At 64.5% G+C, this 5,546-nt stretch carries 7 protein-coding genes; 1 reads left to right on the top strand and 6 read right to left on the bottom strand.

Features of this window, described 5'->3' with window-relative positions; all coding sequences use genetic code 11:
* A partial coding sequence (locus tag AC1DKD_RS38540; protein ID WP_477144505.1) for a phosphate acyltransferase occupies positions 1 to 130 on the top strand: 130 nt, incomplete at its 5' end.
* A 150-nt stretch (positions 131 to 280) separates the two neighbouring features.
* Here AC1DKD_RS38540 and AC1DKD_RS38535 read toward each other — a convergent pair.
* The 6 genes from AC1DKD_RS38535 to AC1DKD_RS38510 form a co-directional block, all read right to left on the bottom strand.
* The gene (locus AC1DKD_RS38535; RefSeq protein WP_035859483.1) at positions 281 to 526 is read right to left on the bottom strand and encodes a hypothetical protein; all 246 of its coding nucleotides are present in this window, start codon (positions 524 to 526) and stop codon (positions 281 to 283) included.
* A gap of 397 nt (positions 527 to 923) precedes the next feature.
* Positions 924 to 2,009: a porin gene (locus AC1DKD_RS38530; protein WP_441628154.1), complete on the bottom strand. Its 1,086-nt coding sequence runs from the start codon at positions 2,007 to 2,009 to the stop codon at positions 924 to 926.
* A gap of 168 nt (positions 2,010 to 2,177) precedes the next feature.
* Positions 2,178 to 2,696 carry a 2-oxo-4-hydroxy-4-carboxy-5-ureidoimidazoline decarboxylase gene (gene uraD, locus AC1DKD_RS38525; RefSeq protein WP_441628152.1) on the bottom strand — a complete coding sequence of 173 codons (519 nt, stop codon included), beginning with the start codon at positions 2,694 to 2,696 and terminating at the stop codon, positions 2,178 to 2,180.
* A gap of 36 nt (positions 2,697 to 2,732) precedes the next feature.
* Positions 2,733 to 3,683 carry an allantoinase PuuE gene (puuE, locus tag AC1DKD_RS38520; RefSeq protein WP_441628180.1) on the bottom strand — a complete coding sequence of 317 codons (951 nt, stop codon included), beginning with the start codon at positions 3,681 to 3,683 and terminating at the stop codon, positions 2,733 to 2,735.
* Between the two features lie 49 nt (positions 3,684 to 3,732).
* Positions 3,733 to 5,139 carry a nucleobase:cation symporter-2 family protein gene (locus AC1DKD_RS38515; protein WP_477144504.1) on the bottom strand — a complete coding sequence of 469 codons (1,407 nt, stop codon included), beginning with the start codon at positions 5,137 to 5,139 and terminating at the stop codon, positions 3,733 to 3,735.
* Between the two features lie 149 nt (positions 5,140 to 5,288).
* Positions 5,289 to 5,546 (bottom strand): FCD domain-containing protein (locus AC1DKD_RS38510; protein ID WP_477144503.1); only part of this gene is annotated, 258 nt, incomplete at its 5' end.

Genomic DNA, 5,546 nt, shown 5'->3' with positions numbered 1-5,546 from the left:
GGGTGTCACCATTGGTCCGATCCTGCTGGGCGCGGCCAAGCCGGTGCACATCCTCAACCCGCAAGCCACCACGCGCCGCATCGTCAATATGACGGCGGTAGCGGTGGCGGAAGCCAACGCGGCGCGTTGATCCGCGGTGCGGCGGCGCAGCAATGCCGCCGCTGGGAGCGCACATGCCGCCAGGCATCGCGCAATGAAAACGGGGCTCCTTGGGAGCCCCGTTTTTTGTGACCGGCTTGTCCTGCAGTTCCGCCGGCCCGGAAAAGCTGTGCTTTCTTAGCTACTGCAGCAGGTTGTACTGCTCCCGCATCACGACGATGATGGACTTCGCCGCTGCCAGCCGGGTGGGCAGGTGATCATCGGGCTCGCGCGGAAAATCGACTTCCGCGCTCCAGTTGCAACCGGTGTGGTCGGGTTGGTGCCCACGCATGGCGTGGAGCTCGCATTCGCCGCACTCCGGATTGTTGTTCAGGAACTGGTTCAGGATGGCCATCAACTCCGACCGGGTCTTTGCATCACGACGCATGTGTCACCTCGTCCGTTGCCGTCTTGTTGCCTGGAACCTAAATCTAGGCAGGCATCGGCAGCCCCGCCAATTGAATCGGACTATTAAGCAGCGACTTTCGATCCTCAATCGCCGGTAGCCTGTCCCTATCGCGCTGCAGCATATCCATGCTGCAGCGCGAAATATCGATGACCTTTACTGGCCTGGGCGGTCTGCGGCAAAGAGGCGGAGCCGCCAGGTGCTTTCGGGGCTGGGGGATTGATATCCCTTGGGGTGACTCATGAACTTCACGGGCCCTGGACCAGGGGCAAGGCGCTCGCAGGCCGGATCGGGGGAGTCCGGCACCATAGCCGGCAGGCAATAAAAAACCCGCCACCAGGGCGGGTCTTCAATTCCCGTTGACAAGTCAAGGCAAGCGTCAGAACTTGTGACGCACGCCTACACCGAAGGTGTCGCCGTGCGACAGGCTGGTGATCTTGTCGTAGAAGTAGGCGGCGTAGACGTCGGTGCGCTTGGACAGGTTGTAGTCGTAAGCGACCGCCACCGTGTTGCGCTTGAAGTTCGCGACCGAGTTCTCGGTCTTGTCATAGGCGTAAGACGCCAGGACGTTGCCGGCGCCGATGGGCACCGAAAGGCCGACCTGGCCGTTGGCGTGCTTGATGTCGCCGTTGGGGTTGTTGTTGAGCTCGGTCTTGATGTACTGGCCTTGCGCGAACAGCTTGACGACCTTGAAGTCGTAGCTCAAGCCGCCCTGCACCGCGTTCTGCTTGCTGAAGCCAACCAGCATCGGATTGGCCGAAGCGGTGACGTCACCCGGCGTGCTGTCGAACTTGACTTGCTGGAAGGCCAGCGTGGCAGCGAACGGGCCGTTGAAGTACATCAGGTTGCCGCCCCACTTGTTCTGGCCGGTCGAACCTGCTTTCTCGCCGAAGGAGTAGATCACGTTGGCGGTCAGGCCGCCGAAGTTCGGCGTGCTGTACAGCAGCGAGTTGTTCCAGCCCGAATCGCCGATGATGCCCGGGTCGGCCACGTTGGCGGTGGCGGCGCCGAAGTAGGTGTGGAACACCATCGGCGAGAACACGTAGGAGTCGATCAGCGGGTTGAACAGGATGGTCGACACGAAGTAGGGCGTGGTGTTGCGGCCCAGCTTGAGCGCGCCCAGCTTGTCGTTTTGCAGGCCCACGAAGGCATTGCGGCTGAACATCGAGTCGCCGTCGAAGCGGCCCTGCCTGCCGGTGTCGGTGCGGAAGAAACCGTTCAGGTCGAAGATGGCCTTGGTGCCGCTACCGAGGTCTTCGGTGCCCTTGATACCCCAGTACGAGGTTTGCATGCCGCCCGAATTGGCGACATAGGCGCGGTCGGCCGCGCCGACGTTCTTGACGCCGCCAACGAACATGTCGGCCTGGCCGTACAGCGTGACACTGGATTGCGCCATGGCCGCGCCGCTGAAAAGGGCGGCGGCCGTCGCTGCCAGCTTGAGGGCCGGCGTGATCTGCTTCTGCATTGGTGAGTTCTCCGTGGTTGATCCGTTGCGTTCTTTGTGTACTGGGTCCCTGACGGGTTCTATTCGTTTTGTTTGCTACTGGCATGCCCTGGGCTAGGGTGTTGCCGGCTCGGCCCGGGCACTGCCTGCTACATCGGTAAGGGGTAACGCAAACTGCCTTTTTTTGGCTCAGCCGGATACTAAGTCGTTCAGGCGGAACTGTGCAATCCGATGGATCTGGTTGATGCAAGTTTGCAACTCCGCGGCCGGATCGTTTTCCACGCGCCTTGCGAACTCGCCGATGATGCCGGCGCGGTTATAGCCGCGTACGGCCAGGATGAAAGGAAAACCGAATTTCTCGTTATAGCGGCGGTTGAACGCTTGCAGCTGCTCGAATTCCTCGGCGGAGCATTGATCGAGGCCGGCACCGCTTTGCTCGCGGGTCGATTCGGCGGTCAGCTCGCCGCGCACGGCGGCCTTGCCGGCGAGCTCCGGGTGGGCGCGCACCAGCCTGATCTGGGCGGCGTCGCCGGCGCCGTCCACGATGGCGCGCATGGCATCGGCCAGGGTGGCGGCGTTGGTGAAGGGGCGCTGCGTGGCGGCGGCTTCGGCCACCCACGGAGAGTGTTCATAGATGCCGCCGAGCACCTGGACAAAGTCGGCGGCCGGCAGGGCATTGAGTTGATCTAGGGAGTAGGTATTGCTCATGGATTGGCTTGTCGCTTGGTCGCCTGGTCGATTGGCTCAGGCGCGGTTCTTTGCGGAGTAGGGATGGGTCTCGGCCCAGTGGCGCGCGATGTCCACGCGCCGGCAGATCCAGACCTTGTCGTGGCCCTGCACGTAGTCGAGGAAGCGCTGCAGCCCGCGCATGCGCCCCGGCCGGCCCAGCAGGCGGCAGTGCATGCCGACCGAAAGCATCTTGGGCCGGTCCAGCCCCTGCGGGTCGCCTTCGGCGTAGAGCACGTCGAAGGCGTCCTTCAGGTACTGGTAGAACTGCTCGCCGGTGTTGAAGCCTTGCGGCGTGGCGAAGCGCATGTCGTTGGAGTCGAGCGTATAGGGCACCACCAGGTGGGGCTTCTTCTCGCCGCCGGTGACTTCCACCTCGGTCCAGAAGGGCAGGTCGTCCCCGTAGTAGTCCGAGTCGTACAGCAGGCCGCCGTGTTCCACCACCAGGCGGCGCGTGTTGGGGCTGTCGCGGCCGGTGTACCAGCCCAGCGGCAGCGAGCCGGTCAGTTCCTCGATGATCTGCATGCCGATGCGCATGTGCTCGCGCTCGGTGGCTTCGTCCATGCCCTGGTAATGGATCCAGCGCCAGCCGTGGCAGGCGATCTCATGGCCGAGTTCGACGAACGCCCGGGTCAGTTCGGGATGGCGCTGCAGCGCCATCGACACGCCGAAGATGGTCAGCGGCAGCCCGCGCTGCTCGAACTCGCGCAGGATGCGCCAGACCCCGGCGCGCGACCCGTACTCGTACACGCCCTCCATGCTCATGTGGCGGTCGGGGTAGGCCGCCGCGCCGATGATCTCCGACAGGAACTGCTCGGAGCCGGCATCGCCGTGCAGCACGTTGTTCTCGCCGCCCTCTTCGTAGTTCAGGACGAACTGCAGCGCAAGGCGTGCGCCGCCCGGCCAGCGGGCGTGCGGCGGCTGGCTGCCGTAACCGATCAGATCGCGTGGATAGTTGTTGCTTGTCATCAGGGTCATGATTCTTCAGGAAGACTGTGCCGGCCGCCGCCGGCAGGACTTATTCCGTGCCGTGCGTATTGGCAGCGGCGTTGCGCATCGCCTCTTCGCGCGACTGGATGCCGTTGAAGAAGACGTTGAGCACCACCGCCACGATGGTCCCCAGCACGATGCCGCTATGGGTGAACGGGTCGGTCCACTTGGGCAGGTACTGGAAGAAGGTCGGCGCCAGTGTCGGGATCATGCCGAAGCCGATCGAGATGGCGACGATGAACAGGTTGAAGCGGTTGCGGTTGAAATCGCAGGAGCCAAGGATGCGGATGCCGGTCGCGGCCACCATGCCGAACATCACGATGCCGGCGCCGCCGAGCACGAACTGCGGTACCGAGGCCACGATGTGCGCCATCTTCGGGAACAGGCCCAGCGCGATCAGGATGACGCCGCCGGCCGCCGCCACATAGCGCGAGCGCACGCCGGTCACGGTCACCAGGCCCACGTTCTGCGAGAACGAAGTGTAGGGGAAGGTGTTGAACACGCCGCCGATCACGGTGCCCAGGCCGTCGGCGCGCAGGCCGCGGGTCAGGTCTTCATTGGACAGGCGCTTGCCGGTGATATCGGCCAGCGCGAGGAACATGCCGGTGGATTCCACCAGGGTGATCAGCATCACCACGCACATCGACAGGGTGGCGGCAACGTCGAACTTGGGAATGCCGAAGTGCAGCGGGGTGATGACCGCGATCAGGCTGGCTTCGTCGAGGCCTTCGAAGGAGACCTTGCCCAGCGCCATGGCCACCAGCGTGCCGATCACGATGCCGAGCAGCACCGCGCAGTTGGAGATCAGGCCGCGCCCGTACTTGCTCAGCAGCAGGATCGCCACCAGCACCAGCGCCGCGATGCCGAGGTTGCCCAGGTCGCCGTACGCCAGGTTCGGCACGTCCTTGACCACGCCGTCGATCACGGCACGCGTGGTGGGCTGGCCGCCGGCCGCCCAGTTGATGCCCACCCGCATGAGCGATACGCCGATCAGCGTGATCACCGTGCCGGTCACCACCGGCGGGAACAGCCCGAGCATTCGCCCCATCAKCGGCGCMAYCAGSAYRCCGAACASCCCSGMGGCGATCACCGCGCCGTAGATGCCGAGCAGGCCGACATTGGGATCGGAACCGATGGCGATCATCGGCGCCACCGAAGCGAAGGTCACGCCCATCATCACCGGCAKGCGGATGCCGAWCTTCCAGAWGCCGAAGGCCTGGATCAGCGTGGCCAGGCCCGCCGCGAACAGGTCGGCGTTGATCAGGAAGGCGAGCTGGTCCTTGGGCAGCTTGAGCGCGCCGCCAATGATCAGCGGCACCGCCACGGTACCGGCGTACATCACCAGCACGTGCTGCAGGCCGAGCGCGAGCAGCCGGCCCGAAGGCAGCCGCTCGTTGGTTAGATCCGTGGGCACCGTGGTGCTAGCGCTAGTCATGGGTGTGTCTCCTCTCCTTTGGATTTGATGGGAACGCTGCCGGGCGGGGGGGCTCTCGGTATGTGATTCCGGCAGCGCGCCTCATCGGGGACGCGTTGTCATGAGCAGGAATCGGGCCTTGGCCGCGGGTTGGCAGCGGGAACAGCTTGCTAGGTGGAGTGACCCAGCACGCTGCGAAGATCGAAATTGCCCGGTTCGTCCGGCTGGACGCGGTCGGCGCAGGCGCCGAGGTGGTGCGCCATGCGGCTCTGGGCCAGGGCGGCGTCGCCCTGTTCCAGTGCATCGAGAATCTCTTCGTGCTCGTCGAAGGAGCAGGCGTTATTGCCTGGCGCCTCGACGCTGGCAATCATCAGCGTGGTGCGCGAGACCAGCCGACGCAAGCGTGGTGCGCGAGACCAGCCGACGCA

The organism is Cupriavidus sp. 05T313 (assembly GCF_056396665.1).
This window is presented reverse-complemented; position numbering and strand designations above follow the sequence as displayed.

Excerpts from the sequence above, each read along its gene's own strand:
- AC1DKD_RS38535 (WP_035859483.1), bottom strand. The coding sequence starts at position 526 with ATGCGTCGTGATGCAAAGACCCGGTCGGAGTTGATGGCCATCCTGAAC.
- AC1DKD_RS38530 (WP_441628154.1), bottom strand. The coding sequence starts at position 2,009 with ATGCAGAAGCAGATCACGCCGGCCCTCAAGCTGGCAGCGACGGCCGCC.
- uraD (WP_441628152.1), bottom strand. The coding sequence starts at position 2,696 with ATGAGCAATACCTACTCCCTAGATCAACTCAATGCCCTGCCGGCCGCC.
- puuE (WP_441628180.1), bottom strand. The coding sequence starts at position 3,683 with ATGACAAGCAACAACTATCCACGCGATCTGATCGGTTACGGCAGCCAG.